At 34.6% G+C, this 2,099-nt stretch carries 1 protein-coding gene; it reads right to left on the reverse strand.

Annotation, left to right across the window (positions count from 1 at the left end; translation table 11 throughout):
* Positions 1–898 (reverse strand): protein rep (locus FTV41_RS14400; protein WP_179996733.1); only part of this gene is annotated, 898 nt, incomplete at its 3' end.
* Positions 899–2,099: the final 1,201 nt, after the last annotated feature.

Here is a 2,099-nt window from a genome sequence, read left to right on the forward strand (position 1 = left end):
CCGGTTCTAGTTCTTCGCCGATCAACATTTCCCCTGTTGCTTGGTTAACCCAATCGAATGCATCTTTTTGCCAAATCCATAAACTTTCTTCGTTTCCTAGACGCAAATAAAGTTCTTCTTCAAATTGTCCTTGTACTTGAAAATCTTCGTCTGTCGGCTCTTTTATAGCTTTAATTCCTCCAAAAGTAGCAAGAGTACGTTTCCCTTTTAAAATACAAAAAAGTGCGTCTAATCGTTTAAAATTATCTGATTTAGACAAATCAACAGTCATTTTAATAGCGTACTTAAATAACTCCGATAAAGCTCCTGCATTAGCAGGCCTGATATCTTGAGCATTTGGATTAGATTGAGGATTCCGTTTTAACCATTCTTTTACAATCCACTCAGCATTCGCCCACCCATCAACAATCATATGCATATGGTAGTGATATTGTCCATTCGGTCTAATAGTACATTCCATTGTCCTAATTCCTTTTAAAAAAACACCACTCTTAAAGGCATCCCCTCTCTTGTCTTTGCTTGAATTATAGAGCATTCTCCAGCTTTTTTCCATTTCTTCTATTTGGCTTTGGAGTTCTTCAATGGAACAAGTAGGTCTTGTAAGAGTAACAAAAAACGGCTGTCCAAAATCATTAATTTGAGTAGCATATTGTTTTATATTAATAGCACTACGTATACGATTACAAGTATAGCACCAACGATTTTTGCAGTAAGTTGAAGTCATTTTTTCGCCGTTATAATGTTTAACACGATTGCAATGATAAGTATTATCATAGCTCTTTTTTAGAGGAGAGCTGGGATTCCACATTGCTAAATTAATTGCAAAGTGGTCTGTTATGGCTTTGTATTTTTGTTGTTTCTGTCCTTGTGTAAGGCTTTTTTTATTATCTTTACCCATAGAAAATGAGACGATACAATATCGCGTTTTAGTCTTGCTGAAGAGGTCGGATTCCAAAGCAAGAATTATACATCTTTGTCTTTTATCGAATCAAAGATACAAAAAATAAATGCTTGGGTTTTTACTCAAGCATTATTTTTTTACAGCAATTGCTGTTTTTTATCTCTCATTTTAGGAGCAAGGGGCTAAAACGTCATGACAATTTCACTGCGTTACATTGCATTCCTATTTCGTCCCTTGAAAATTTTTTACGCTTCGCTAAATTTTAGATTTTTCATTCTGAAAAATTGGAAAAAAACCCACTTGAAAAATAGATTTCCCAAGCAGTTATGCTAATGTATCAAGGCTATGAGGTAAAACCCTTGAAAACAAAGGACTTAGGGGCTTTTTACCGACAAATAGAAAAGTTAGATTTTAAAGCCTTTTTTCTTTGAAAAAAGTAGGTAGGTTTTTTAGCGTTTTTAGAACAAAACAAGTTCTTTTTTTCTGATGAAAAGACAAAAAAAAAGCCCAGAGTTATCTCTAGACTTCTTGTTTCGTTTTCGAATTTCGGCGCTCAAGAGTTGCACCTCTGCAGAGCTCTTTACCTCCTCATCGACTCACAAATATAATGTTTTTTTTCGGAAGTTCCGCCCCCTCCCCCACCTTGGTGGCAAGAAGTTTTTGTGTCACAAAAACACATCTTGCAACTATTTAAAATCGCTATGTTATTATATAAAACCGTGTTTAGTGAAGATTTTATTTTCTCGCATTACCAATGGAGAAAATTCTTTTCTCCATTGGTAATGCGAAATATCATAGGACTAAAAGTGCAAAATATCAAAAGACCAGAGTATAAAAATATCAAAATATCAAAATATCAAAGGATATTTTACCCCTCCGATTTCATATGATTTTATCATTGGTATAACCTACTAGACCAATTTTTAATCGTACCTCTAAAATTTGGTCGTAGGCTCTTCGAGAGATAAAAAACAAATCTTGTTTTGTTCTGAAAACGCTAAAAAACCTAAATGTTTTAGCGCAGCTAAAAAAATCACTCCCGTACTTTTTTCTGACACAATCGGAGAATTTCCGGTTCTAGTTCTTCGCCGATCAACATTTCCCCTGTTGCTTGGTTAACCCAATCGAATGCATCTTTTTGCCAAATCCATAAACTTTCTTCGTTTCCTAGACGCAAATAAAGTTCTTCTTCAAATTG

This window comes from Acinetobacter sp. YH16051 (genome assembly GCF_013417135.1).
GTDB lineage: Bacteria > Pseudomonadota > Gammaproteobacteria > Pseudomonadales > Moraxellaceae > Acinetobacter > Acinetobacter towneri.